Source organism: Pseudonocardia sp. CA-142604 (genome assembly GCF_050948475.1).
GTDB classification, from domain to species: domain Bacteria; phylum Actinomycetota; class Actinomycetes; order Mycobacteriales; family Pseudonocardiaceae; genus Pseudonocardia; species Pseudonocardia alaniniphila.
Genome location: NZ_CP192045.1, coordinates 5,286,648 through 5,311,979 on the forward strand (window position 1 = coordinate 5,286,648; position 25,332 = coordinate 5,311,979).

The window sequence follows — 25,332 nt, forward strand, 5'->3', positions numbered from 1 at the left end:
CCCGGTCAGCTGCTCGCGCGTTCGAGCTCGGCGGTGGCCTGGGAGACGAACTCCGCGGCGGCCTCCTGCGGGGTCTGGCGCCCGAAGCCCGCGTTCTCCGCAGCCGCGATGAGCAGCTGGCCCATCTGGTTGTCACCCTGGGCGGGCACGGGAGGCGTGTCCCCTGCCTGACCCGTGACGCGGTCGTCGTAGGCGGCCACGTACTTCAGCTCGTCGGTGAAGGTCGGGACGAGGGCGGCACTGACGTCGTCGTTGGGGGGAAGCCCCCGCTCGGTGCCGAGGATCGCCCCGGCCTCGGGGTCGTTGACGAAGAAGTTGATGACGTCGACGGCGGTGCCCACGTTCTCGCCCCGTGCGTAGGCGGTGAAGAACTGCGACGGCCGTGCGTAGGCGCCGCTCGCCGCGCCGGGGATCGGGACGAGCACCAGGTCGTGGTCGGTGGCCTTGTTGAGCTCGGTGAGCTGGTTGTCGTAGGAGAAGCTCGCCGCCGTCTGCTTCGTGGTGACGGTGTTCTTGGAGATGTCACCGGCGTTGGCGGGCTGGGCGACCTCGGCGGACGAGGCGCCTCCGCTCTGGCGCATGTCTGCCCACAGCTGCAGCCACGCCGTGACGTCCTCCGTGGTGAAGCCCGGCTTCTGGCCGTCGTAGAGCTCCTTGCCGTTCTGCCGCAGCCAGTACTCGAAGAAGCTGATGTTCGCGCTCTCGTCGCGGACGCCCGACACCTTGCCGCCGGTGCCCTGGGTGACCTTGGCCGCCCAGGTGCTGAACTCGTCCCAGCTCGCCCAGCCCGTCTCCGGGGGGAGCAGCCCGAGCGGCTCGACGACCGTGCGGTCGACCGCGAGCGCCTGCGTGTTCGAGGCGAGCGGCATCGCGTAGAGCTTGTCGTTGAGCTTTCCTGTGCCCAGGAGCTTGGGGTCGATCTTGTCGACCTTCAGCGTCGAGCCCTGCCACGGCGTCAGGTCGGCGATGAGCTCCTTGTTGGCGTACTCACGCAGAACGCGGTTGTCGATCTGGATGAGATCGGGCGCGTTCCGGCCCGCCGCCGACGTGTTGATCTTGTCGTAGTAGCCGGCGTAGCCCTGCCACTGCGTGGTGAAGGTGACGTTGGGGTGCTTCTGCGTGTAGAGGTCGAGCACCTTCTGCGTGAACTCCGCGCGCGCGGGACCGCCCCACCAGGCCACCGCGAGCTGCACGGGCTGGTCGGTGACGGGTGCCGCACCGGGCTCCTGCTCCCCCGCGGAACCCCCGCAGGCCGCGGTGGCGAGAAGTGCCATGGCGACGCCGGTGGCCAGCAGATGCCGCACCCACCGCGATCGCACGGGCGGCGCCGTGCGACGCATACCGGAGATGGTCATGAGGGAGCTCCTTCGATCACTCACATGCTTGCTGCCGCTGTGCGCCGGGACACACCGCGTGCTCGAGCCCATTAGGTCAGGGGTCGGGGGCCGGGTCAATGGCTCTTGCGGAAGTTTTCAGGCGTTTGCATCATGACGTCATCGCCACCTGCGGGCGCTCGGCGAGCCGCGGAGCGAGCGGGCAGCCCGCGCGCCTGTTACAAGCGTTTGCAGCCCTCTCCGCACCCCCCGACGGCAGGAGCTTCATGACCGCCAGCGCAGCACACTCCACCGCGACCCCCACCGCCCGGCGCACCCGTTACGCGGTCGTCGGTCTGGGTAGCCGTGCACAGATGTTCGTCCGCGCCATCGCGAGCACCCATGCCGAGCACGCGGAGCTCGTGGCGTTCTGCGACGTGAACAGCACGCGGATGCAGGTGCACAACCGCACAGTGCAGGGGTTCGGGCTACCGCCCGTGCCGACCTACCAGCCGCAGGACTTCCGATCGATGCTCGAACGGGAGCGCGTCGACACGGTCGTGGTTTCCACGATCGACCGCACCCACGACGAGTACATCGTGGCCGCGCTGCGTGCCGGCTGCGACGTCGTCACCGAGAAGCCGATGACCACCGACGCCGAACGCTGCCGGCGCATCCTCGACGCCCAGGCCGAGACCGGGCGGGCGGTGACCGTCACCTTCAACTATCGCTACAACCCGGTGCACGCCAAGGTCCGCGAGGTCATCGCCGACGGGGCGATCGGCGAGATCGGCTCGGTGCACTTCGAGTGGCTGCTCGACACCCGCCACGGCGCCGACTACTTCCGCCGCTGGCACCGGGACAAGGCCAACTCCGGCGGGCTCATGGTGCACAAGGCGACCCACCACTTCGACCTGGTCAACTGGTGGATCGCCTCGTCCCCGGAGGTCGTGTTCGGACTCGGCAAGCTGTTCTTCTACGGCTCCGCCAACGGCACCCGCCGCGAGCTCGCCCACCCCTACGCCCGGGCCCACGGCGCGGAGTCGGCGGCGGGAGACCCGTTCGCTCTCGACCTGGCAGGCTCTCCCACCCTGCGCGCCCTCTACCTCGACGCCGAGCACGAGGACGGCTACCACCGCGACCAGAACGTCTTCGGCGACGGCATCACGATCGAGGACGACATGACGGTGGCCGTGCGCTACCGCAGCGGCGCGACGATGAGCTACCACCTCACGGCCTACTCGCCGTGGGAGGGCTATCACGTGGCGTTCAACGGCAGCCAGGGCCGGCTCGAGCTCGACGTCGTGGAGAACTCCTTCGTCGACCCCGGCACGGCAGGCAAGGCACCGGGCGAAGCCCTGCACGGGGTGGAGGCGGCACCCGAGCACTCCTCGCGGCTCACGGTGCGCCGCCACTGGGAGAAGCCGCTGGAGATCGACCTGCCGGAGGCCACCGGCGAGGGCCATGGCGGCGGTGACGCCAGGATGCTCGCGGAGATCTTCGGTGGGCAACGCCCCGCCGACCCGCTGGGACGCGCCTCGACCCACCGCGACGGCGCACAGTCGCTGCTCACCGGCCTCGCGGCCAACCGATCCTTCGAGACCGGCCTGCCCGTACACGTGGACGAGATCCTGGCCCTCTGATCCGGGCAGGCGACGTCAGCGCGTCGCCACCGAGGCCGCCGGCAGGGGCGCAGTGGTCGAGCGGACGATCAGCTGGGTGGGCAGCCAGCGCTGCAGTTCCGTGGTGGGCTGCGGGTCGTCGAGCAGCATGTCCACGGCGGCCCGCCCGGCGGCCTCCATCGGCATCTGCACCGTCGTGAGGGGTTCGGTGGTCATCGACGCCATCTCGATGTCGTCGAACCCGATCACGCTCATCTGCCCCGGCACGGAGACCCCACGGGCGGCGAGGCGGTTGAGCACCCCGATGGCCATGAGGTCGTTGAAGGCCAGCACGGCGGTGACGCCACGGGCCAGCGCGAGGTCGGTGGCCTGGATGCCGCCCTGGAACGTCGGTGGGAACGGCCCGAGCTCGACCGCCTCGACGTCGCAGGCGGGAGCGGCCGCACGCAGCCCGCTCAGGCGCTCCTCTCCGGCCCAGGATGCGGCCGGGCCGGAGAGGTAGGCGATGCGCCGGTGCCCGAGCGCGGCGAGATGCTCCACGGCCTGCCGGACGCCGTCCGCGCTGTCCATGAGCACGGCGGGCAGGCCGCCCTCCACGCGGTTGACCAGGACGAGGGGCGACGTGCCGACCACTCGGTGCAGCTCTGCTGAGTTCTCCCGGGGCGAGCACAGAACAATGCCGTCGACCTGCTTGGCCATCGCCCCCACCATCTCGGCCTCGACGCGGGGGTCCTCGGCCGCGTCGGCGAGGAATACGACGTGCTGTGCTCCCCGGGCGCGGGCCGCGCATCCCTTGAGGACGGCGGAGAAGAACGGGTTGGCGACGTCGGGGACGACGACGCCGATGTTGCCGGTTCTGCCGGTGACGAGGCCGCGGGCCGCGCGGTTCGGCTGGTAGCCCAGCTCCTCGGCGGCCTGCAGCACCTTCCGGCGTGTCTGCGGGTGCACCATGTCGGGCACGGTGAACGCACGCGAGACCGTGGACACCGACACCTCGGCGACCCGGGCCACGTGGTGAATGGTCACCGCCATCGGATCGTCGCCCGCGTCGTCGCCCGGATCTTCACAACCAAGCCCGCTCCTGTCCTCGCTGCCCAACTCTGCAAACCGTTTCACGGAGTGTCAAGCAGAACCAACTGGACGGGCGGCGGGCCGGGCGAGCAGGGAAGGATCAGCCCGGGGTGGGCGGCTGGTCCACGAGCTGAGCCAGGTACAGCTGCTCGCCGAGCTTGTCCATCAGCTCGAGGTTCGTCTCGATGTAGTCGATGTGGTGTTCCTCGTCGGCGAGGATCTTCTCGAAGATGTTGGCGGTGGTGATATCGCCCTTCTCCCGGCACATCGTGATCCCGGGGCGCAGGCGTTCGACGACCTCCAGTTCGATGGCGAGGTCGGCCTGCAACTGTTCGCGAACGGTCTGCCCGATCCTCAAGGAGAAGAGGCGCTGATAATTCGGCAGCCCTTCGAGGAACAGGATGCGGTCGGTAATTGTCTCGGCGTGCCGCATCTCGTCGATGGACTCGGCACGGGTGTAGGCCGCGATCTTGGTGAGGCCCCAGTTCTGCTGCATCTTGGCGTGCAGGAAGTACTGGTTGATCGCCGTCAGCTCACTGGTGAGCTGGTCATTGAGCAGTGCGATGATCTCCGGGTCGCCACGCATAGCGCGACGGTATCGGCGACGCTCGAACGGGTCGAACTCAGGACCGCCTTTGCGCAGGCCACCGCACCCTTAGTGTGAACACCCTTAGTGTGACGCTCAGGCAGAAACCGGCATTCCTGCTATCTCCGATGGAGCGTTCGCGGCGGCGAGGAAGACATCGATGTGGTCATGGCACGAACCGCAGCCGGTGCCGGCTCCGCAGGCATCGCCCACATCCTCGACAGTGCTGGCACCGCGCGCGATGCAAGAACGGATCTCGGTGTCCGGCACCGCCGCGCAGATGCAGACGTACACAGGCGCTCCTTCGTTAAGGCAAGGCAAGGCTATGCTGACAGTGCCCCGCATCGGGCGCAAGCCCCTAATCTGACCCCGTGTCACTGGACGAGTACCGCCGCAAGCGCGATCCGCGGCGCACCCCGGAACCTGTCCCGGACACGGATCCCGAGGCGTCCGACCCGGGCCACCGCTTCGTCATCCAGGAGCACCACGCGCGGCGGCTGCACTGGGATGTGCGTCTGGAGCGCGACGGCGTGCTCGCCTCGTGGGCCGTGCCGAAGGGCCTGCCGACCGAGCCCGAGACGATCCGGCTCGCGGTGCGCACCGAGGACCATCCGATCGAGTACCTGGAGTTCTCCGGGGAGATCCCGGCGGGTGAGTACGGCGGCGGCGCGATGACGATCTGGGACACCGGCACGTACGAGACCGAGAAGTGGAACCCGCGCGAGGTCATCGTCCGGCTACGCGGTGCCCGGGCGTCCGGCCGGTTCGTGTTCATCCGCACCGACCGCAACGGCGGTAAGGACAACTGGCTGCTGCGCCGCTCCGATCCTGCTCCTGACCGAGAGCCGCTTCCGCACGACGCGCTGCCGATGCTCGCAACACCTGGACCGCTCCCCCGGCCCGGCGACGGCCCGGAGCGGTGGTGGCAGATCGGGTTCGGCGGACGCCGGGTCATCCTGCGTGTGGACGGCGGCCGCGCGACGATCACCGACGGGGACGGCGAGGAGCTGTCCGTCCCCCGGCTGCGCGAGCTCGGGCCCTCGCTCGGCGCCACGCAGGTGCTGCTCGACGGCGAGCTCGTGGGGCCGACGGACAAGGCCGAGCTGTGGATCGGCGACCTGCTGCACCTCGACGGGCGCGACACGTGCCCGCTCCCGTTCCGGGAGCGGCGGGCGTTGCTGGAACGGCTCCCGCTCGACGGCAGGCACTGGAAGCTCGCCCCGGTCTTCCACGGTGGCGGGGCCGAGGTGCTCGCCGCGGCCGGGCAGCAGGGCCTGCCCGGTGTCGTGGGCAAGGACGCCGACTCGGTCTACGAGCCAGGACGGCGCAGCGAGCACTGGCTGGAGGTGGCCACGGAGGTCGCCGGTGCCGCACCGTCGCGGCCGCGGTCCACCGCGCCTGGCCCACGTACAGCGGCAGCGGGCGTCGGACGGGCGCGACTCACCAACCCGGACAAGGTCATCTACCCGCTCACCGGCACGACCAAGTCGGACGTGCTCGCGCACTACATGGCCGTTGCCGACGTCATGCTGCCGCACCTGCGCGACCGCGCGGTCACGCTGGTGCGCTGGCCCGACGGGGTGGAGAAGTCGTCGTTCTTCGAGAAGGACGTCTCGCGGCACGCGCCGGACTGGATCCGGACCGCACGGGTCGGCACGCCGGGCGGGCGCTCTCAGAGCGCCGACTTCCCCCTGATCGACGACGTCGAGGGCCTGGCCTGGGCGGCCAACCTCGCCGCGCTCGAACTGCACGTCCCACAGTGGCGGCTCGGCCCGCGCGGCGGGCACCAGCCCCCCGACCTCGTGGTCTTCGACCTCGATCCCGGTGAGGGCACCACCGTGGTCGACTGCGCACGGGTGGCCGAGCGGATCGCCGAGCGCCTGGCCGACGACGACCTCGTCGCCTACCCGCGCACCAGCGGCGGCAAAGGGATGCAGCTGTACGTGCCGGTCACGGTGACCCGTGCCGAGCAGACCTCGGAGTTCGCGAAGGCCCTCGCCGAGGAGCTCGCCCGCGAGACACCGGGGCGGGTCACCGCCGTGATGGCGAAGGCCCGCCGGCGCGGGAAGGTGTTCGTGGACTGGAGCCAGAACAATCCGCACAAGACCACGATCGCGAGTTACTCCCTGCGCGGACGGGCCCGGCCCACGGTGGCCACGCCCGTGACCTGGGAGGAGGTGCGCGCCTGCCGTCGTCCCGACGACCTCGTGTTCACCGCGGCCGACCTGCCCTCGCGGATCGCCGAGCACGGCGACCTGCTGGCCCCGCTGTTCACCGAGCGGAAACGCCTGCCCCGTCGCGCGTGACGAAGGTCTACTGGCACTCTCCACGCGTGGATCAGCACCCCTACCTCGACGGTGGGTACCCCCGGGCCTATGCCCATCGCGGCTGGCACGTGGGCGACCTCGCGGGCTGCGAGAACACGCTCGCCGCGTTCCACCGGGCCGTCGAGGAGGGGTTCGGCTACCTCGAGCTGGACGTGCACGCGAGCGCAGACGGCGTGCCCGTCGTTCACCACGACGCCACGCTGGACCGCACCACCGACGGCGCCGGGCTGATCGCCGCCCTGCCCGCCGCGGCGCTCACGCAGGTGCGGGTCAACGGACGCGAGCCGATCCCGCTGCTCGAGCAGGTACTCACCGAGCTGCCCACCACCAGGATGACCATCGAGCTCAAGGCTCACGGCGTTGTCGAGCCCGTGCTCGCCGTGCTCGAACGCACCGACAGCTGGCACCGGGTGTGCCTGGGCAGCTATCACGACGGCCGGCTGACGAAGGCACGGAACGCGGCCGGAGCCCGGCTGTTCACCTCGCTCGCCCAGGCCTCCGCGTTCGGGCTGCGGGCCCGGGCCTGGCTCGACGCCCTGCCGGGTCCGTTGTCGTCGCTACCCACCCCACCGGTGCACGGCAACCTCGCTCAGCTGCCCCGCCGCTTCGGTGCGCTCACGGTGGTGGACGAGGCCCTGCTGCGCACGGCGCACGCCGGGGGACGAGAGGTCCACGTGTGGACGGTGGACGATCCGGTCGAGATGGCCACGCTGCTCGACCTCGGCGTCGACGGCCTGCTGTCGGACCGGCCCGACCTGCTGCGCGAGGTGCTGCACTCCCGCGACGCCTGGCAGGAGTCGTGAGCTCCGGCCTATCCGGGAGCGGCCGCGGTGGTGCCACCCGCGGCCAGATCCTCGCCTGGGGGTTCTGGGACTGGGGCTCCTCGGCGTACAACGCCGTGATCCTGACCTTCGTCTTCTCCGTGTACCTCACCGACTCGGTCGGGGCGGACCTACCCGGCTCGGTCGACGCGAACAGCTGGCTCGGCTACTCGATCGGCGCCGCCGGGCTGCTCATCGCGCTCATGGCCCCGGTGATCGGGAGCCGAGCCGACAACGCCGGGCGCCGCAAGCTGTCGGTGGCGATCTGGACGGTGCTGACGGTCGTGGCGACGGCCGGGCTCGTCCTCGTGCAGGACGACTACCACTACCTGTGGCTGGGTCTGCTGCTGCTCGGGCTGTCGTCGATCTTCTACGAGCTCGCCTCGGTGTCCTACAACGCTGTGCTCACCCAGGTCTCGACGCCCGCGACGATCGGCCGGGTGTCGGCCTTCGGCTGGGCGATGGGCTACTTCGGCGGGATCGTCCTGCTGCTGCTGGTCTACGTGGGATTCATCAGCGGCGACGGCGGTGCGCTGGGCGTCCCCACCGAGAACGGGTTCAACATCCGGGTGGTCGCGCTCGTCGCGGCCGGTTGGTTCCTCGTCTTCGCGCTGCCGATGTTCCTGGTGGTGCCCGAGCTGCCGCCGCAGGCCGACCGGCGCAAGGCGCCCGGGATCGTGGGCTCCTACCGCGCGCTGTTCCGTGATCTGCGCATCCTCTACCGCACCAGCCCGCACACGCTGTACTTCCTCGGCGCGAGTGCCTTGTTCCGTGACGGGCTCGCCGCGATCTTTACTTTCGGCGCGGTCCTGGCCGTCACCGTGTACGGGATCGGGGCGGGCGATGTGCTCATCTTCGGGATCGCGGCCAACGTCGTGTCGGCGATCGGGGCGCTCGCGGCGGGCCGGATCGACGATCGGATCGGGCCGAAGGCCGTGATCGTCGGCTCGCTGGTGGGGATGCTGGTGGCCGGGGTGATCCTGCTGTTCGTGTCCGGCCCGACGATGTTCTGGATCTTCGGCCTGTTCCTCACGCTGTTCGTGGGGCCTGCGCAGTCCTCCTCACGCACCTTCCTCGCGCGCCTCGCCCCGGCAGGCCAGGAGGGCGAGCTGTTCGGGCTCTACGCCACCACGGGCCGGGCCGTGTCGTTCCTCGCCCCCACCCTCGTCGGCCTCTTCACCTACCTGTTCGGCTCCGACCGCGCCGGGATGATCGGCATCCTGCTGGTCCTCGTCGCCGGCCTGCTGGCGCTGTGGCCGGTCCACCCACCGGCCCACGCGGCGGCGGAGACAGTGGAGGCATGACCACACCGGAGGCACGCGAGCGCGCGGGCTGGGTCTTCTACGACTGGGCCAACCAGGTCTTCCAGACCTCCGTGGTCACGGTGTTCCTGTCGCTCTACCTGACGGGGGTCGCCGAAGCCGCCGCGCGTGCGTCCGGGCAGCCCTGCACGGGCCGCACCGCGCTCGTCGACTGCAACGTCCCGCTGTTCGGCCTCGACGTGGCCGCGGGCTCGGTCTACGGCTACCTGATCTCGCTGGCCACGCTCCTGCAGGTGCTGGTGCTACCGATCACCGGCGCGATCGCCGACCGCACGCAGGACAAGCGGCGCATGCTGGGGTTGTCGGCGTTCGTCGGGGCAGGCGCCACCGCGGCGCTGGCCCTCGTGGCCGGTACGAACTGGCAGCTCGGGTTCGTGCTGTTCCTGGTCGCGAACACCGCCTATGGCGCGTCGATCGTCGTGTACTACGCGTTTCTGCCCGAGCTCGCCCGCCCCGACGAGCGCGACGCGCTGTCGGCCCGCGGCTGGGCGTTCGGCTACCTCGGGGGTGGCCTCGCCCTCCTTCTGCACCTCACGATCTACCTCAGCCACGATGCGATCGGTCTCTCCGAGGCCGACGCCGTGCGGATCTGCTTCCTCACCGCGGGCGTGTGGTGGGCGGGGTTCACGCTCGTGCCGCTACGGCGGCTGCGCCGCCACCAGAAGCCGCAGGGGGACGAGCACGGGGCGGCCGTGTTCACCGCGGGGTTCCGCCAGCTCGCCGCCACGCTGGGCGATGCCCGCCGGTTCCCGCTCACCCTGGCCTTCCTCGCGGCCTACCTGGTGTTCGCCGACGGCATCTCCACCGTCTCGCAGATCGCGGGCCTCTACGGCGAGCGGGAGCTCCTGCTGCCCCGGTCCGTGCTCATCGCGACGATCCTGATCGTGCAGTTCGTCGCCTTCGGCGGCGCCGTGCTGCACGGCCGCCTGGCCGCCCGGTTCGGCGCGAAGCGGACGGTGCTCGGCAGCCTCGTCGGGTGGACAGCCGTCGTGTGTTGCGCGTACGCCCTCACCCCGGGTGCGGTGGGTCCGTTCCTCGCGGTCGGCGTGGGAATCGGGGTGGTGCTGGGCGGCACGCTCGCACTCACCCGCTCGATGTTCAGCCAGCTCATCCCGCCCGGCAGGGAGGCCGAGTACTTCTCGCTCTACGAGATCGGCGAGAAGGGCACCTCGTGGTTGGGTCCGCTGCTCTTCGCCACGGTCGCCGACGTCACGGGGTCCTTCCGGCCCGCGATCGTCTCGCTCGTGGTGTTCTTCGTCGTGGGCGGAGTGGCCCTCGCGTTCGTGCCGGTGAGACGGGCAATCAGGGCCACCGGTAACGAGCAACCGCTCCGCGTGTGAACACCTCGTCAACAGCGGTGACATAAGTCACAGTTGGCTGACACGTCACAGTCGCGTGTGTAGCTGCACCCGATCGGGGACACTCACCGGTCGGGGCGTGAAACGTTTGGTGTCCGTCATACGACAACGACACCTGACGGAACCGGCCCGATGGCGGGAACAGACGGCTGCTCCGCAGACGTTACACCCGGTGGATTCGCCCGAGGGAGCCTCCCTCGGGCCGTGAACGGGAGGACGACGCATGGCCGACCGCGTGCTCCGTGGCAGCCGGCTCGGGGCTGTCAGCTACGAGACCGATCGCAACCACGACCTCGCACCGCGGCAGTCGATGCGCTACGCGTGCCCGCGGGGGCACGACTTCGAAGTGCCCTTTGCCAACGACGCGGAGGCGCCGGCGACGTGGGAGTGCCGTCTTCACGGCAGCATTTCCCGGCTTGTCGACGGGAGCGAGCCCGAGCAGAAGAAGGTCAAGCCGCCACGCACCCACTGGGACATGCTTCTCGAGCGTCGCTCGGTGGCTGAACTGGAGGTGCTGCTCAACGAGCGGCTCGAACTTCTGGCCGAGCGCCGTCGCGAGATCGCCTGACGCAGTTCCTCGAGAGCCGGGTCGCCCCATCGGGTGGTCCGGCTCTCGTGCGTCTGCACGCAGGAGCCGGACGCTCCGGGCGGCCGACCGCTAGGAGTCGATAACCTGAGCAGCGCCGCGCCGCACCACGGGCGGCTGCGTGGACCACGGGAAGTTGATCCATCGGTTGGTGCGCCGCCACACGTACTCACACTGCACGCTGCTCTGCGGCTTCTCGTACACCACCGCGCAGCGGACGTCGGCCACGTGGCCGACGCAGAAGTCGCGGACGAGCTTCAGGGTGGCACCGGTGTCGGCGACGTCGTCGGCAATGAGCACCAGCGAGCCGGACAGGTCCACCACGTTGGGCACCGGCGGGAGCATGATCGGCACGGGCAGCCGTTCGTTGACTCCCGTGTAGAACTCGACGTTCGCCACATGCAGGTTCTTCACGTCGAGCGCGTAACCCAGCGAACCGGCCACGAACAGGCCGCCCCGCGCGATCGACAGGATGATGTCGGGCTGGTAGCCGTCGGCCGCGATCTGTTCGGCGAGCTCACGCGCCGCCGTGCCGAACTGCTCCCAGCTCAGTTCCTCGCGAGCCTCGGTCATGCACGCACCGGGCCGCCCGACACCGCGTCGTCTCGGCCGTGCGAGCGGCGCAGCACCCGGGAGGTGCCCCAGCACATCACGCGCCAGAACGCCTCGGCGACGATCGCCCCGCTCATCTTCGACCTGCCACGCTCCCGCTCGGTGAACGTGATCGGGACCTCGCGCACCCGGAAGCCGGCCTGCACGGCCCGCCAGGCCATGTCGATCTGGAAGCAGTAGCCCTGCGACGAGACCTCGTCGAGGTCGAGCTCCTCCAGCACCTGCCGGCGGAACGCCCGGTAGCCCGCCGTGATGTCCTTGATCGGCACACCGAGCGCGATGCGGGAGTACAGGTTGCCGCCCCGGGAGATCATCTCGCGGTGCATTGGCCAGTTGCGCACCACGCCGCCGGGCACGTACCGCGAGCCGATCACGACGTCCGCGTCGTCGAGGGCCGCGAGGAGGGCAGGCAGGTCCTCGGGCGGGTGGGAACCGTCGGCGTCCATCTCGACGACGAACTGGTACTCGCCGCGCAAGGCGGCGGCGAACCCGGCGAGGTAGGCGGCGCCGAGTCCGGCCTTTCCTGCCCGGTGCAGAACGGAGATCCGGGGATCGGCGGCGGCCAGAGCGTCGGCGAGCTCACCGGTGCCGTCCGGGCTCGCGTCGTCCACGATCAGGACGTCGGCCGTGGGAACCGCGGCGTGCAGGCGGGACAGCACCGGTTCCAGGTTGTCCCGCTCCTCGTAGGTCGGGATCACCACCAGCACCGGAACCGTGGGCTCAACCATCCTCGTCCTTCCCCACACGCGTGCCCGTGCGACGCCGGGCCACAACCCCGACGCCGACCGCCACCACTCCCAACGCGACCAGAACCCATTCGGGTACGGCGCCCAACCGAGTGGCCAGCGTAGTGGTGTCCTTGAGAGTGGTTCGATCCACCAGGACATCGGGCGTGAACTCGCGGGTGCTGGCGGTGACGGTGCCGTCCGGAGTCACCGTCGCGCTGACGCCGCTCGTGGTCGCCACGATCACCGGCCGATCGTGCTCGACGGCCCGGACCCGCGACATCGCGAGCTGCTGGTAGGTCATCTCCGAGAACCCGAATGTGGCGTTGTTGCTCGGCACGGCGAGCACGGTGGCCCCGGCCTCGACGCTCTGCTCGACCAGGTCGTCGAACGCGATCTCCCAGCAGATCGCGATCCCGACCCGGACTCCCGCCATGTCCACCGCGCCGGTGCCGGGGCCGGGCACGAAGTAGCCCGCGCGGTCGACGTAGGACGAGAAGTGCTGGAAGAAGCTGCGCCACGGCATGTACTCCCCGAAGGGCTGCAGCCTGCGCTTGTCGTTGCGCTCGACGACCCCGACCCCCGGTTGCCACACGAGGGCGGAGTTGGTGGTGGTGCGACCGTCGGGATTGCGGAGCACCGCACCGACCAGGATCGGGACGTTGATGGCACGTGCGGCGCGGTCGATCTGCGCGGCCGCATCGGGGTTCTGCAACGGGTCGATGTCGCTGGAATTCTCCGGCCAGATCACCAGGTCCGGCTTCGGCCGCTTCCCGGCCGCGACGTCGGCCGCCAGTTGCTCGGTGACGCGGACGTGGTTGTCGAGCACGGCACGGCGCTGGGCGTTGAAGTCCAGGCCCAGGCGCGGCACGTTGCCCTGCACGGCGGCGATCGTGACGGTGCGGTCGGGCGCGCCGGGAGCGGCGGGTACGAGCGCCGCCAGCGGCCCTGCCACCAGCGTCAGCACCAGGATGACGGCGGGCGTGGCGAGCGCAACGGGACGGCGCCGGAGGACGCCAGGATCCCGGACGATCCGGCGCACCACCTCGCCGAGCGCGAGCCCGGCCAGCACCGTGGCGAACGACAGCAGCGGCTCACCGCCGATCGACGCGAGCGGCAGCAGAGGTCCGTCGGGCTGGCCGAACCCGACACGGCCCCACGGCAGCCCGCCGAACGGCACCCGCGCCCGCAGCGCCTCGCCGCCGATCCACACCGCCGCGGCCCAGATCGGCGCGGCAGGTAGCCGGGACACCAGGGACATCCCCGCGCCGGCCAGACCGAAGAACAGCGCCTCGAACACGCACAGCGCCACCCACGGCACCGGGCCGACGAGCGAGCCGATCCAGACCAACAGCGGGAGCAGGAACGCGAACCCGAACAGGTAGCCCCAGCCGAACCCGGCCCGCACGCCACGGCCGCGCAGTGCCGCCCAGAGGAGCGCGAACGCCGGCAAAGCCAGCCACCACACGGTGCGGGGCGGGAAACTCAGGTACAACAGCAGACCGCCACCGGCCACCGCCACGAACCGCGCGGCGAAGGCCGACCAGGCGCGGCGGCGCCACCGGGCGGGAGGAGGCGGACCGGGCTCGGACGGCTCCGACGCGACGGTGGTGGTGGGTACGGCCACGGGAGCAGAGCCTACGGCGCCGATGTATGACGGCCGTGACCAGCGGCACCCGGAACCGGGCTGTCGGCTGCCGACTCTCCCCCGACCGGCACGTCGGTCGTCCCGTCCGTCGCCGATGTCGGACCTGCCCGGTCAGGCAGGCACGGGAGCGAGCAGGTGCACGTTGCCGAGCGCGTCCAGGAGACCTGGCTTTCCGCTGCGCCGGTACCACTCGTAGCCGTAGGCGGCGGCGAAATCCGCGGCCGGCACCTCGTCGGGTGCGATCTGGGAGGCGTGCGCGATCATCGCCTCCCGCTTGACCGTGAGGTGCTCGCCGGAGCCGGACACGGCGAGGCCGATCTCCGCGGTGGCCCGGCCGAAGGGCACCGCGGCCGCGCGCGCGGCTCCGTGGACCAGGTGGCCGTCCCGCGCCGTCACGTGCAGGTGCTCCCTGTCGACGGTCATCCGGTAGGCGCTCGCCTGCACCATCTCGGCCGCCGTGGCGCCGATCCGGAACACCGCCCGGTGGTCGGGGTGGCCGTAGATGCCGTGCTCGTCGTCGTGGACGACGGTGCCGGCGCCCTCGTCGTCGGCGATCTCGGCGACGTGGCGCGCCAGGTGCAGCGGGTCGGCCGCGGCGAGCGCGCGTGCGTGTTCACCGGCCGTCCACCCGGGGAGCCCCGAATCGCGCTTGCCGAGCAGGATCAGACGGGACACTCCGAGCAGCTCGGCTGCCCGTTCGAGCTCGGCCACGCGGCGCTCGGGGATCGTCTCGCCGGGCCTCAGCGGAAGGCGGGAGCTGCCGAGCTCACCTGCGGTGGCGACGACCAGCACGGTGCGCGCACCGGCCTCGGCCAGGCGGCGGAGCGTGATGCCGGTGAAGATCGCCTCGTCGTCGGGGTGGGCGTGCAGCACGAGGACGGTGTGGCCACGCAGATCGGGGGAAGCGGTCACGTTCGTGATCACAGACTGTGCGGGCCGCGATGGCGGCCGAATGGACGGAAGCGGGGGTGGTCAGCTGCGACAGCGACAGCAGCGACAACACCCCGGACAGCAGCGGGACACACCCGCGAAGCCCGTCCGGTCCGTCATGACGCGAATGGTCCCACACCAGGAAGGGTGTCGTGCAGCACCACCCCCCTGTGGGCGGTGCGCAGGCAGCGCGGCGGCCGGGCGTGATCGACGGCGTCGGGGCCTGCGTCCCAGACGGTGTAGGAGGCCGGGGCGCCGGGCACCAGCCTGCCGGCGAGCTGTCCCCGCTCGCCGGCAGCGCGGTACCCGCCGGCCGTGTGCGCCGCCAGCGCCTCGGACAGCCGCAGCCCCGAGCCGGGGGTGTGGTGGCGGACCGCGGCGTGCACGGCCGCCCATGGGCCCAGCGGCGTGACGGGCGAGTCGGACCCGAACGCCAGCACGACCCCCGCGTCCCGGAGCGCGGCGAAGGGGTTCATCCCGGCCGCCCGGTCCGGGCCGAGCCGCTCGGCGTACATCCCGGCGGCGCCGCCCCAGAGGGCGTCGAACATCGGCTGCATGCTGGCGACGACGCCCAGCTCGGCCAGCCGCCGCGCCTGCTCGGGATCGATCATCTCGAGGTGCTCGACGCGATGGGCGGCCGCCCGCAGGGCCCCGACCGATGTGGCCGCAGCGGCGGCGTCGAGCCCGGCCAGGAGCAGGTCGGTGGCGGCGTCGCCGATTACGTGGAAACCCGCCTGCGCTCCGGCGCCGGTGCAGGCCGCGACGTGCGCGGCAACGGCGCCGGCGTCCAGGTAGCGGTTGCCGGTGCACCCGGCAGTACCGACGTAGGGGGCCCGCAGCGCAGCGGTGCGCGATCCGATCGAGCCGTCGACGAACAGGTCCCCGGCCAGGCCGTGCGCGCCGGTGGCGGCGAGCAGCTCACGGGCCTCCCCGGCCGTGGTCACCGCCTCACCCCAGTAGCCGACCACCTCGGGGCCCGGACGACCGACCAGCTCGGCCAGGTCGTCGGCGGAGGAGATGTCGGGCCCGGCGCACTCGTGGACCACGGCGATGCCCCGGGCGGCGGCCGCGGTGAGGAAGGCGGTCTGGGCTGCGGCTCGGCCCGTGCTGTCCACCGCGGCCAGCGCCGCCCGCCTGGCGTGGTGGTGCGCGTCGGCCGACAGCGGACCGTCGGACCAGCCAGCCGCGCCGACGGCGGCGGGAGCCCGGTCGAGCAGCGCGGAGGACACGAGCGCCGAGTGCACGTCGATCCGGCTCAGGTACACGGGGGCACCCGCGGCGGCCCGGTCGAGCGCGGCGCGGGTGGGCAGCGCGCCCGCCCAGAGCTGGTCCTCCCAGCCGTGGCCCCAGACCAGCGCGCCCGGGCGCTGCGCCGCGCGGGCGGCCACCGCCGCGAGCAGCGACTCGGGCGATGCGCAGCCGGTGAGGTCGACACCGTCGACCAGCAGGCCGGTGGCCGTGGCGTGGACGTGGGCATCGACGAACGCCGGGGCGATCACCGCGCCGTCCAGTTCGAGCACGGTGGCGCCCGGCGCCCGCTCCCGGGCCTGGGCGGCCGTGCCGACGAAACTGATGCGGTCACGGTCGAGCTCGACGGCCTCGGCGTCCCCCCGGCCGCCCGGGTCGAGAACCCGGGCGCCGAGCAGCAGGGTGCGGGTCACCGGGCCTGTCTACCGCACCGATCAGTAGGGGCGCTTGGGCATGATCATCCACAGCACGATGTAGACGACGAACTGCGGGCCGGGCAACAGGCAGGACAGCAGGAACGCGAGCCGGACGGCGAACGGGCTCCAGCCGAAACGTTCGGCGAGTCCCGCGCAGACCCCGGCGATGACCTTCCCGTGCTGCGGGCGGGCCAGTGTCGATGCCACGAGGAGCTCCTTCTTCCAGATGCGGCGTCCGTCGCCGCTCAAGATCCAGTTTGCAGCGGCGGCGAAAGGGGAGAACTCGGTGAGCGCCCCGATGCAGCCCTGAGTTCTCCCCGGATATACCCCCGAACGAGGGAGAGCACTCGCCCATCGTGAGGTCTACGCTGCTCCGCCCGGGCGTTGGCTGTGACCTGTCCACTGATGTCGCCGGACGCCCTGGCCGGGTTCGGGACCGCCGCTTAGCGTCGTCATCGTGAATCGATCTCGCTCCCCGCTCGCCGTGGTCGCCATGGCCTGCCTGCTCGCCGTCGTCGCGGCGCTGCTGGGCGGGCCGGCAGCAGCCGCCGACGCGCGGCCCACAGCGGTCGTCGCACTGGGCGACAGCGCCGCGTCCGGCGACGGGGCGGGCGACTACGAGCCCGGCACCCGCGGGGAGAACGGCGACTGGTGCCACCGCTCGCCGCACGCCTACATCAACCGCACCGGGCTGGCCCAGCAGTCGGTCAACCTCGCCTGCTCGGGTGCCGACTCCGCGGCCGTGGCCTTCGGCGGGAGCCACAACACCGAGGGGTCGCAGGCACAGCGCCTCATCGACGTCGCCACCCGCTACCAGGTCACCACCGTCGTCCTGCAGGTCGGCGCCAACGACGACGCCGCGCTCACCGCCACCGGTATCGCCTGCATCGCCGCGTTCCTCGACACGCGCCGGCCCCCGTGCCGCGACACGATCGGGCCGCTGGTCGGCGGCCGCATGGCCGCCACCGCGTCGAAGGTCGAGGCGGCGGTGCGCGATGTCCGGGAGGCGATGCGCCGGGCGGGCTACGCCGACAACGGCTACCAGCTCGTGCTGCTGTCCTATGCCTCGCCGGTCTCGGAGCACGCGGTGCGCGCGCAGGCGCTCCAGGGCTGTCCCTACAACAAGGCCGACGCCGCGTGGGGTCGCACCACGCTGTTCCCCGCGCTCTCGGCCGCCCTCGCCGGTGTCGCCCAGCGCACGGGCGCGCGGTTCCTCGACATGGTGCGGGCCACGGAGGGCCGTGAGGCCTGCAGCCACCCCCTGCCCTCGGACGAGTGGCAGCGCCGCATCACCGTCGACCCGCAGGCGCTGGTCCACGGCGGCCTCGACGCGGTCGGCTTCCACCTCGCCCAGGAGTCGTTCCACCCCAATGCTGCAGCGCACGCCGAGATGGGGCGTTGCCTCGCCGACTTCGTGCGCTCACCCGCGCAGGCGGCTTCGTGCGTGACCGGGCCGGACGGCCACAACCGGGTCGAGGCGGCGCACCCGGCACCGGCGGCCGCCTGAGCCGCCTCAGCCGCCCGCGCCGGGCTCGAGGTCTGGTCGCACACCCCGGCCCGGCCCGCAGAGGCCCTGGTGTCAGAGCACCACGAGGTCGCGCGGACGGCCGTTGAGCCGCTCACAACCGTCGTCGGTCACCACGACGATGTCCTCGATCCGAGCACCCCACTCGCCGTCGAGGTAGACGCCGGGCTCCACGCTGAACGCCATACCCGGCTCCAGCGCAAGCGCGTTCCCGCCGACGATGTAGGGGTCCTCGTGCACGTCCAGTCCGATGCCGTGCCCCGTGCGGTGCACGAACCGCTCACCGAGGCCTCCGGCGGTGATCGGCTGCCGGGCAGCGGCGTCCACCTGCTCGGCGGTGACACCCGGCCGGACGGCGGCCACGGCGCGGTCCTGCGCGTCCTGCAGCACGGCGTAGGCCTCGCGCACTGACGCCGGCGGGGTGTCTCCCACGGCGTAGGTGCGGGTGCAGTCGGAGTAGTAGCCACTCGGCAGCGGGCCGCCGATGTCGATCACGACGACGTCCCCGTCCGCGATCACCCGGTCGGACACGCCGTGGTGCGGGCTGGCGCCGTTGGGCCCGGAGCCGACGATCACGAAGGCGGCCGACGTGTGGCCCTCCTCCACGATCGCCGCGGCGATGTCGGCTCCCACCTGCTGCTCGGTGCGGCCGGGCTTCAGGAACTCGGCCATCCGGGCGTGCACGCGGTCGATCGCCGCTCCGGCCGCGCGCAGCTCGGCCACCTCGGCGGCGTCCTTGCGCATCCTCAGGTCCCGCAACACCGGACCGGCGAGCTCCTGCAGGACGTCCGGGAGCGCGTCGCGGAGACCGAAGACGTGAGCGGCCGGCATCGAGTCCACCACGGCGACCCTGGTCGGCCCGCCCGCGAGATCGCTGACGAGCAGGTAGGGATCCTCGCCGTCGATCCAGGTGACGACCTCCACGCCGAGATCGTCCAGGGGCAGCCCGGCGTAACCCGGTGCTTCCAGCCGCGGCACCACGAGGGCCGGGGGCGCCCTGTGGCCGGCAGCGGGTAGCACGAGGCAGGTGAGGCGCTCGTGGGACTCGCCATCGGCACCGATCAGGTAACGCAGATCGGTGCCGGGGGTGACGAGCAGTAAGTCGGTGTCGTGCGCCGCTGCAACCTCTCCGGCACGGCGGATGCGGTCGGCGAGCAGCGCGATCGGAACGGCCGGTGTCATGGATGGCAGCGTATTCCGGCAAGCTGTCCCAGCGTGACCGCGCCTGCGCCCTCTTTGATGCTGCTGGATGCCGCGAGCCTCTACTTCCGCGCCTACTACGGCGTGCCCGAGACGATCACCGCGCCGGACGGCACCCCCGTCAACGCGGTGCGCGGGTTCACCGACATGGTGGCGCGGTTGATCACCGAACGGCGGCCCACGCGGCTCGTCGCGTGCCTCGACCTGGACTGGCGCCCGGCGTTTCGCGTCGAGGCGTTGCCGTCCTACAAGGCGCACCGGGTGCCCGGTGAGCCCGACGTGGCCCCCGCCGGGCTCCCGGAAGAGGTGCCCGACACCCTCGCGCCTCAGGTCCCGATCCTGCTCGAGGTGCTGGCCGCGGCCGGCATCGCCACTGCCGGTGCCGAGGGCTACGAGGCCGACGACGTGATCGGCACGCTCGCGGCGGGTGAGCGGACGGACGCGGTGCTGGCCGTGAGCGGCGACCGTGACCTGATGCAGATCGTGCGCGAGGAACCCGTCCCGGTGCGCCTGCTCTACGTCGGCAGGGGCCTCGCGAAGGCCGAGCACCTGGGCCCGGCCGAGGTGGCAGCGAAGTACGGCGTGCCCGTGTCCCGGGCAGGCGAGGCCTACGCCGAGATGGCCATGCTGCGCGGCGACCCGTCCGACGGGCTGCCCGGCGTGCCCGGGGTCGGGGCGAAGACCGCGGCCACGCTCGTCGGCCGCTTCGACTCGTGGGCCGAGCTCGTGGCCGCCGTCACCGATCGGTCGGACGCGCGGCTGTCCCCGCCCGTCCGCACCAAGCTGGCCGCGGCGGCGCCGTATCTCGCGGTCGTGGAACCCGTGGTCCGGGTGGCGCAGGACGCCCCGGTCCGCCACGACCGGCCCGACGCCCTGCCCGGGTCACCTGCCGACCCGGGCCGCCTGGCCGCACTGACCGAGCGCTGGGGACTCGGCGGCTCGGTCGACCGGCTGCTCGCCGCGCTGGCGAAGTCCGCCGCGGCCGGATAGGCGGCAGCTCAGAAGTACGTGCCGCACCACGGCACCTCGGCTGTGGCGAACGCGGTGTCGGCGCGCCGGACGGCGCTCGGGTCGGGTGCGCTCCACCAGCCCGTGGCCACGAGCTGCGAGGGCGTGCGGTCCCCGAGATAGGCCATCGCCAGCGCCGCCGCGTCGCACTCCAACTCCGGCGTCACCGGGCCGCCGAGGGGCCCGACGAACTCCACGCTGCCGTCGGCGATCCGGTAGACGCCGGCGTTCTTCTCCAGCAACGGGTCGTGCACCGCGAGCAGCACCGGATCGGCGGGCCCGTAGGAGCGGGCGGCGAGAGCCGCGGGCACGTCCACGAGCCGCAACCACGTCTCGTCGTGCTGCCCGGCGACCGCGCAGGCCCGCGGGTCGCCCAGCAGGAGCTCCAGGGGCTCGTCCAACGGCCGCAGCTCGGTGTGAACCGAGGTGATCAGGTCGACGCCGAGCAGGAACCGCCAGAGCCCCGCCGTCGCCTGCACGTCCGCGGCCTGCAGGTCGGCGATCTCCAGCGTCTGCTCCGCGAAGCCCGCGGCGGAGGTCCGGAACGCGATCGCGAAGCCGTCGTCGCCGCCTGCTCCCGTGTGCACGACGCCGAGGACGGGTTCGCGCTCGTCGATCCGCTTCCCGAACATGCTCTGCCACCATCGGTCGGGCCTGGTGATGCTCCCGACACGGTTCAGCGCGATGGTCGCGTGCACGTCCCGCATCGTCGGGAGGATCTCGTCCCGGTCGAGCAGGCGTACCGACCCGCCCAGCGGCGCACCGGACCGCCACCCCGCGCGCTCGGCGTTCACATTCAGGTCCCGCCCGCGGGTGGCCACGCCGTAGCCGAACCGCCCGTAGATCCGCGCCTCGCTGGCCCGCAGCGTCGCCACCGGTTCGCCCCGCGCCGCGACGTCGTCGAGCTGGGCTCGCATCAGGGCCGTCAGCAGGCCCCGGCGAGTGTGGTCGGCCCGCACACCGACGCGCGTGACGGCGGCCATCGGGAGCACGGCGCCACCGGGCACCACGAGCTGGCTCGGGATGGACGTCGCCGTGGCCACCAGCGCGCTGCCGTGATGGACCCCGAGGGTGCGCCCGGGGCTGTAGGTCGTGGCCGTGTGGGACCACCGCTGGTCATCGACCGGGCCGCGGTGGATCGTGGCGGCGAAGAGCATGTGGGCCGATCGGAGCTGGTCGGCCTCGAGGACGCGGACGTCGGGGTTCACAGAGCGTGATGCTGCCCGAAGCCCTCTCCCGGGCAAACCCGGTTCCGGGCCCTCCGTGGGTCAGGCGGGGCGGCCCACCTCGTACGCGCCGTCCGGGCTCGTGATCGTGATCGGGACCTTCACGGTGGCGCCGTCCACGGTGGCCTGGCACTCGAAGCTCGTGCCCTCGGAGACGCGGATCCCCGCGTCACACTGCACGGCGGACACGTCGAGGTTGTAGTTCTGTGCGAGGACTCGCTGCACGCCGTCCTGCAGGGCGGCCTGGTCGAACACCTTGCTGACGAAGAACCCCGGCCACACGAACCCGAGCACGGCGATGACCGCGATGACCACGACGCCGCCGATGATCGGCAGCAGCAGGCGCTTCGCCCCGCTCTTCCCGGCCGGAGCCGGCGCAGGCGGGCGGGCCTGCCCCCACGGCTGCTGACCCGCAGGCTGCTGGCCCGCCCACTGCTGGGTGGGCTGCTGCCCCCAGCCCGGCGATCCGAACTGCTGGGGTCCGCCGGGCTGCGGCCCGCCGTAGGGCTGCTGTGGGCCCTGCTGGGGACGGCCGTAGGGCGGCTGCCCGAACTGCTGGGGCTGACCGTAGGGCGGCTGACCCGGGTGGGGCTGGCCGTAGGGCGGCAGGCCCGGTTGGGGCTGGGGCGGCTGGCCGTACGGCGCCATGCCCGGCATGGTCTCCGAGTGCTGCGCCGGCATGCCCGGGACGGTCTCGGTGTGCTGCTTGTGCGGGCTGGCGAACTGCCCCGGCTGGGGCGGCGGCTCGTTGCCCGGGCCCTGCGTCGGCACGGCGCGGGTCTCGGGGCCGGTCGGAACCGCTCGGGTCTGGTCCGGATCCCCGTCCTGTGGCTGCTGGCCCCAGCCGCCGGGCGGCTGTTGACCCCATGCCGGTTGATCCGCCGGGTTCCCCGGAGGACTGCCATGCGGCGGGTTGGGACCCTGGGGCGCGCTCATCGGGGACCTTTCTGCCAGGTGCGGTCGGGCGATCCAAGCACAACCCGATCACGGGCCTGGGAACACCCTGCTCACACGGCGCCGACGGCGACCACTCCGCGCCGCACAGCCGCCACCGCCTGAGCCGCCGCACGGCCCACACCGTCGCTGCGGCCCATGACGCCGGCGATCTGGTCGAGCAGATCGAGCACCTGACGGCACCAGCGCACGAAGTCGCCTGCCGAGAGCTCCGCGCCGTTCTGCTCGGCGGCCGTCAGCACGACCGACAGCGACTCACCCCGAGCCCAGCGGTACATGGGCCAGGCGAAACCGAGGTCGGGCTCACGGGTGCGATCCACCCGGTGGCGGCGCTCGTCGCCCTCCAGCTCGGCCCAGGTCCGCACCGTCCGGCCCAGGGCATCCGACACGGGACCCGACGGCACCTGCGGCATCGGGCCGTTATCCCGTCGCGACTCGTAGACCAGCGACGACACCACCGCAGCCAGCTCCGCGGCGCCCAACCCGTCCCACACGCCGTGGCGCAGGCACTCCGCGGTCAGCAGATCCGACTCACCCCAGAGCCGCGCGAGCCGCTCACCGTGCGCGGTGACCTCGTCGCCGTCGAGATAGCCCCGTTCCGCGAGGATCGCGCGGATCCGGTCGAGGGCCCGCGCCAGGGAGTGGGTGGTCGCCCGCACCTTCTGCCGCAGCTGTTCGGTCTCGCGCTCCAGACGGGCGTACCGGTCCGCCCACCGCGCATGGGCTTCGCGGTCGTCGCAGCCGTGGCACGGGTGGGCACGCAGGGTCCGGCGCAGCGTCGCGAGCTCCGGATCGTCGGTGGCTCCGCCGCGCGAGCGCCGCCGGGGCGCAGCGGGAGCGACGATCCCCGTGTTGCGCAGCGACGACGCGAGGTCGCGACGCACGCTCGGTGTCCGGTGGTCGACACGCTTGGGCAGCCGCATCCGCCCGAGCGGCTCGACAGGCGTGGGGAAATCGGCGGAGGAGAGCCTGCCCGCCCACCGGTCCTCGCTGAGCACCAGCGGGCGCGGGTCGGCCCCGGGGGCGAGACCGGGATCGAGCACCACGGCCAGACCGGCGCGCCGGCCACCGGGTACCGCGATGACGTCCCCCGGCCGCAGGGCCCGCAGTGACTCGGCCGCGGCCTCCCGGCTGTCGGCCACACCCTGACGTGAGAGCGCCTTCTCCCGTTCCCCGACGCGGCGGCGCAGCGCCGCGTACTCGGCGAAGTCCCCGAGGTGGCAGTGCATCGACTCGGCGTAGCCCGCGAGCGCCTCGTTGTTGCGCTCGATGCGCCGGGCCAGCCCCACCACCGACCGGTCCGCCTGGAACTGCCCGAACGACTTCTCGAGCAGCTCGCGGGCCGCCTCCGTGCCGAGCCGTTTGACCAGGTTGACGGCCATGTTGTAGCCGGGCCGGAACGAACTGCGCAGCGGGTACGTGCGGGTCGACGCGAGCCCGGCGACCTGGACGGGGTCGACGCCGGGCTGCCAGATCACGACCGCGTGGCCCTCCACGTCGATCCCGCGGCGGCCGGCGCGGCCCGTGAGCTGCGTGTACTCGCCCGGAGTCAGGTCGGCGTGCGACTCGCCGTTGAACTTGACCAAGCGCTCCAGCACGACGGTGCGAGCGGGCATGTTGATCCCGAGGGCCAGGGTCTCGGTCGCGAACACCGCGCGGACCAGGCCACGGACGAACAGCTCCTCCACGGTCTCCTTGAACGCGGGCAGCATCCCGGCGTGGTGGGCCGCGATCCCGCGCTCCAGCGCCTCGAGCCACTCCCAGTACCCGAGGACCGCGAGGTCGGCCTGCGGGAGGTCGACGGTGCGACGCTCCACCGTGCGCCGGATCTCCTCGGCCTCGACCTCGGTGGTGAGCCGCAGTCCGGAGCGCACGCACTGGCCGACCGCGGCGTCGCAGCCCGCCCTGCTGAAGACGAACGTGATCGCGGGGAGCAGCGCGTTGCGGTCCAGCCGGTCGATCACGGTGGTGCGCGAAGGAGGCCGGAACCGGCTGGAGGAGCGGCCGTTCCCGCCACCGCGGGGGCCGCGGCCCCGTCCCCGGTCCCACACGGCGCTCTGCCGGTCGAGATCGCGGGTGTAGCGCACGAGGTCGGGGTCCACCTTCAGCTCGCCGGCGGCGTCCTCGCCCGCGAACAGGTCCAGGAGCCGGTTGCCGACCATCATGTGCTGCCACAGCGGCACCGGACGATGCTCGTCGACCACCACGGTGGTGTCGCCGCGCACGGTCACCAGCCAGTCGCCGAACTCCTCGGCGTTGCTCACGGTGGCCGACAGGCTCACCAGCGCGACGTGCTCCGGGAGCTGGAGGATGACCTCCTCCCAGACGGCACCGCGGAAGCGGTCGGCGAGGTAGTGCACCTCGTCCATCACCACGAAGCCCAGGTGCTCGAGCTGGCGGGACCCGGCGTAGATCATGTTGCGCAGCACCTCGGTGGTCATCACCACCACCTGCGCGTCGCCGTTGATGACGGTGTCGCCGGTCAGCAGGCCGACCGCGTCGGCACCGTGGCGCTGCACAAGGTCGGCGTACTTCTGGTTCGACAGTGCCTTGATCGGGGTCGTGTAGAAGCACTTGAGACCCTGGGCGAGCGCGAGATGCACCGCGAACTCACCGACCACGGTCTTGCCGGCACCGGTCGGCGCGCATACGAGGACCCCGTGCCCGTCTTCGAGAGCGGAACACGCCGTGTGCTGGAACCCGTCGAGCTCGAAGGGGAGACTCCCTGCGAACTCCGCGAGGCGGGGGCGTGCGGCGCGGCTCCTGGCGGCGGCGTATGCCTCCGCGGGAGCGGGATTGCTGCTTGCCACCGGCCCAGGTTTCCACATCGGAGC

Annotated in this window: 22 protein-coding genes; 8 read left to right on the forward strand and 14 right to left on the reverse strand. The window is 72.0% G+C overall.

Annotation, left to right across the window (positions count from 1 at the left end; translation table 11 throughout):
- Positions 1 to 5 precede the first annotated feature (5 nt).
- Positions 6 to 1,355 carry an ABC transporter substrate-binding protein gene (locus ACQPZQ_RS23920; RefSeq protein WP_433284184.1) on the reverse strand — a complete coding sequence of 450 codons (1,350 nt, stop codon included), beginning with the start codon at positions 1,353 to 1,355 and terminating at the stop codon, positions 6 to 8.
- Positions 1,356 to 1,600: 245 nt separating this feature from the next.
- Between ACQPZQ_RS23920 and ACQPZQ_RS23925 the strand changes: the two genes are divergently transcribed.
- Positions 1,601 to 2,956 (forward strand): Gfo/Idh/MocA family protein, encoded by a 1,356-nt coding sequence (locus ACQPZQ_RS23925; RefSeq protein ID WP_433284186.1) that lies wholly within the window; start codon positions 1,601 to 1,603, stop codon positions 2,954 to 2,956.
- A gap of 15 nt (positions 2,957 to 2,971) precedes the next feature.
- On the opposite strand, the gene ACQPZQ_RS23930 is transcribed toward ACQPZQ_RS23925, so the two are convergent.
- From ACQPZQ_RS23930 to ACQPZQ_RS23940, 3 genes are all read right to left on the reverse strand, one after another.
- On the reverse strand, positions 2,972 to 3,967 hold the full coding sequence (locus tag ACQPZQ_RS23930; RefSeq protein ID WP_433284188.1) for a LacI family DNA-binding transcriptional regulator: 996 nt from the start codon (positions 3,965 to 3,967) through the stop codon (positions 2,972 to 2,974).
- 139 nt (positions 3,968 to 4,106) lie between these two features.
- The gene (gene bfr, locus ACQPZQ_RS23935) at positions 4,107 to 4,592 is read right to left on the reverse strand and encodes a bacterioferritin (RefSeq protein WP_241037972.1); all 486 of its coding nucleotides are present in this window, start codon (positions 4,590 to 4,592) and stop codon (positions 4,107 to 4,109) included.
- Positions 4,593 to 4,688: 96 nt separating this feature from the next.
- A complete protein-coding gene (locus tag ACQPZQ_RS23940; protein ID WP_433284190.1) occupies positions 4,689 to 4,886 on the reverse strand; it encodes a (2Fe-2S)-binding protein in 198 nt (65 codons plus the stop codon).
- Between the two features lie 77 nt (positions 4,887 to 4,963).
- Here ACQPZQ_RS23940 and ligD point away from each other — a divergent pair, with 77 nt between their 5' ends.
- The 5 genes from ligD (at position 4,964) to ACQPZQ_RS23965 (ending at position 10,988) form a co-directional block, all read left to right on the forward strand.
- A complete protein-coding gene (gene ligD, locus ACQPZQ_RS23945) occupies positions 4,964 to 6,898 on the forward strand; it encodes a non-homologous end-joining DNA ligase (RefSeq protein ID WP_433284192.1) in 1,935 nt (644 codons plus the stop codon).
- Between the two features lie 26 nt (positions 6,899 to 6,924).
- Positions 6,925 to 7,722 (forward strand): glycerophosphodiester phosphodiesterase family protein, encoded by a 798-nt coding sequence (locus tag ACQPZQ_RS23950; protein WP_433284194.1) that lies wholly within the window; start codon positions 6,925 to 6,927, stop codon positions 7,720 to 7,722.
- The gene (locus tag ACQPZQ_RS23955; RefSeq protein WP_433284196.1) at positions 7,719 to 9,044 is read left to right on the forward strand and encodes an MFS transporter; all 1,326 of its coding nucleotides are present in this window, start codon (positions 7,719 to 7,721) and stop codon (positions 9,042 to 9,044) included. Before ACQPZQ_RS23950 ends, ACQPZQ_RS23955 begins: the two co-directional genes overlap by 4 nt.
- Complete coding sequence (locus ACQPZQ_RS23960; protein ID WP_433284198.1) at positions 9,041 to 10,402, forward strand: MFS transporter; 1,362 nt, start codon at positions 9,041 to 9,043, stop codon at positions 10,400 to 10,402. The genes ACQPZQ_RS23955 and ACQPZQ_RS23960 overlap by 4 nt, the downstream gene beginning before the upstream one ends.
- A gap of 241 nt (positions 10,403 to 10,643) precedes the next feature.
- Entirely contained in the window at positions 10,644 to 10,988 is a 345-nt protein-coding gene (locus ACQPZQ_RS23965; protein ID WP_241037980.1) for an RNA polymerase-binding protein RbpA, read from the forward strand.
- 90 nt (positions 10,989 to 11,078) lie between these two features.
- Here ACQPZQ_RS23965 and ACQPZQ_RS23970 read toward each other — a convergent pair whose 3' ends face one another.
- From ACQPZQ_RS23970 to ACQPZQ_RS23995, 6 genes are all read right to left on the reverse strand, one after another.
- Positions 11,079 to 11,579 carry a phosphoribosyltransferase gene (locus ACQPZQ_RS23970; RefSeq protein WP_433284200.1) on the reverse strand — a complete coding sequence of 167 codons (501 nt, stop codon included), beginning with the start codon at positions 11,577 to 11,579 and terminating at the stop codon, positions 11,079 to 11,081.
- On the reverse strand, positions 11,576 to 12,346 hold the full coding sequence (locus tag ACQPZQ_RS23975; RefSeq protein ID WP_433284202.1) for a polyprenol monophosphomannose synthase: 771 nt from the start codon (positions 12,344 to 12,346) through the stop codon (positions 11,576 to 11,578). Before ACQPZQ_RS23975 ends, ACQPZQ_RS23970 begins: the two co-directional genes overlap by 4 nt.
- Positions 12,339 to 13,970 (reverse strand): apolipoprotein N-acyltransferase, encoded by a 1,632-nt coding sequence (lnt, locus tag ACQPZQ_RS23980; protein WP_433284204.1) that lies wholly within the window; start codon positions 13,968 to 13,970, stop codon positions 12,339 to 12,341. The genes ACQPZQ_RS23975 and lnt overlap by 8 nt, the downstream gene beginning before the upstream one ends.
- Positions 13,971 to 14,102: 132 nt before the next feature.
- Positions 14,103 to 14,903, reverse strand: coding sequence for a PIG-L deacetylase family protein (locus ACQPZQ_RS23985; RefSeq protein ID WP_433284206.1), 801 nt, complete (start codon positions 14,901 to 14,903; stop codon positions 14,103 to 14,105).
- Between the two features lie 134 nt (positions 14,904 to 15,037).
- Entirely contained in the window at positions 15,038 to 16,582 is a 1,545-nt protein-coding gene (locus ACQPZQ_RS23990; RefSeq protein WP_433284208.1) for an amidohydrolase, read from the reverse strand.
- Between the two features lie 21 nt (positions 16,583 to 16,603).
- Positions 16,604 to 16,792 (reverse strand): PspC domain-containing protein, encoded by a 189-nt coding sequence (locus tag ACQPZQ_RS23995; RefSeq protein WP_433284210.1) that lies wholly within the window; start codon positions 16,790 to 16,792, stop codon positions 16,604 to 16,606.
- 250 nt (positions 16,793 to 17,042) lie between these two features.
- Between ACQPZQ_RS23995 and ACQPZQ_RS24000 the strand changes: the two genes are divergently transcribed.
- Positions 17,043 to 18,092 carry a GDSL-type esterase/lipase family protein gene (locus ACQPZQ_RS24000; RefSeq protein WP_433284211.1) on the forward strand — a complete coding sequence of 350 codons (1,050 nt, stop codon included), beginning with the start codon at positions 17,043 to 17,045 and terminating at the stop codon, positions 18,090 to 18,092.
- A 72-nt stretch (positions 18,093 to 18,164) separates the two neighbouring features.
- On the opposite strand, the gene ACQPZQ_RS24005 is transcribed toward ACQPZQ_RS24000, so the two are convergent.
- The gene (locus ACQPZQ_RS24005; protein ID WP_433284213.1) at positions 18,165 to 19,292 is read right to left on the reverse strand and encodes a M24 family metallopeptidase; all 1,128 of its coding nucleotides are present in this window, start codon (positions 19,290 to 19,292) and stop codon (positions 18,165 to 18,167) included.
- A gap of 57 nt (positions 19,293 to 19,349) precedes the next feature.
- On the opposite strand from ACQPZQ_RS24005, the gene ACQPZQ_RS24010 reads away from it, so the two are divergent.
- The gene (locus ACQPZQ_RS24010; protein ID WP_433299327.1) at positions 19,350 to 20,300 is read left to right on the forward strand and encodes a 5'-3' exonuclease; all 951 of its coding nucleotides are present in this window, start codon (positions 19,350 to 19,352) and stop codon (positions 20,298 to 20,300) included.
- Between the two features lie 8 nt (positions 20,301 to 20,308).
- Here the strand turns inward: ACQPZQ_RS24010 and ACQPZQ_RS24015 are convergent, their stop codons facing one another.
- The 3 genes from ACQPZQ_RS24015 to ACQPZQ_RS24025 form a co-directional block, all read right to left on the reverse strand.
- Positions 20,309 to 21,526 carry a GNAT family N-acetyltransferase gene (locus tag ACQPZQ_RS24015; RefSeq protein WP_433284214.1) on the reverse strand — a complete coding sequence of 406 codons (1,218 nt, stop codon included), beginning with the start codon at positions 21,524 to 21,526 and terminating at the stop codon, positions 20,309 to 20,311.
- Positions 21,527 to 21,586: 60 nt separating this feature from the next.
- Entirely contained in the window at positions 21,587 to 22,315 is a 729-nt protein-coding gene (locus tag ACQPZQ_RS24020) for a DUF4333 domain-containing protein (RefSeq protein ID WP_433284215.1), read from the reverse strand.
- 236 nt (positions 22,316 to 22,551) lie between these two features.
- Entirely contained in the window at positions 22,552 to 25,308 is a 2,757-nt protein-coding gene (locus tag ACQPZQ_RS24025) for a DEAD/DEAH box helicase (protein ID WP_433284217.1), read from the reverse strand.
- Positions 25,309 to 25,332: the final 24 nt, after the last annotated feature.